Source organism: Thalassospira profundimaris (assembly GCF_003326675.1).
GTDB lineage: Bacteria > Pseudomonadota > Alphaproteobacteria > Rhodospirillales > Thalassospiraceae > Thalassospira > Thalassospira aquimaris.
This window is the reverse complement of the sequence record NZ_JPWF01000044.1, coordinates 1-724: the sequence shown is the minus strand read 5'-3', so window position 1 is coordinate 724 and position 724 is coordinate 1. Positions and strand designations below refer to the sequence as shown.

General features: G+C 48.8%; 1 protein-coding gene. It reads left to right on the top strand.

Translation table 11 applies throughout. The features are described 5' to 3' along the window. Positions 1-400, top strand: a 400-nt coding sequence (locus tag TH19_RS23185) for a GIY-YIG nuclease family protein (RefSeq protein WP_258548092.1), incomplete at its 5' end; no start/stop codon positions are given. Positions 401-724 lie beyond the last annotated feature (324 nt).

The window sequence follows — 724 nt, the reverse complement described above, 5'->3', positions numbered from 1 at the left end:
AGTCCTGGTTCGAATCCAGGTTCCCCAGCCAGCCTTCGCCCTAACGGGCTTCGGCTTGGCACGCCAGAGCCTTACACTGGTAACTTGGAAAGATGCATATTGGCGAAGGCTGACACGCCAAAGCCTTGGCGGAGGCGGTTGTATCAAAGTGCAGTACGTCTACATCATCCAAAGCATACAATTTCCTGAAAAATTCTATATCGGTTGCACAAGCGACGTAGCAGAGCGTTTGAAGCGGCATAATAATGGTCAAGATGATTCAGGTTCGCGGCACACAGCCACCTACGGTCCCTGGAAGCTTGTGAATACCTTTGGGTTTGAGGATCGGGATAAGGCTTTTGCCTTCGAGAAATATCTCAAATCAGGTTCAGGCCGCGCGTTTTGTAAAAGACATTTCTGATTTTCGATACAAGCAAAGCCAAGATCATCACTACTCTCCGAAAAAAGTTTGAGAATCCCGGGGACTAGTACGATGCAATCGGTCGAACGACTGGTGCAGGCCCGCTTGACATCAGGAATTCACCGGGGATGGAGATGTTCCATATCTCATTTCAACGCTGGAACGTGTAAATGCGAACACACCGAAATGAAGCAGGTTTTCTTGCGACAATCTCGTTACTCCTGCCTTGACAAGCCATATGCTATCGATTAATTCACACGCCTCGACCGAACAAGAACACTAAGTTCTCCTGCTGGGGAATAGGTTAACGGTAGACCTACGGAC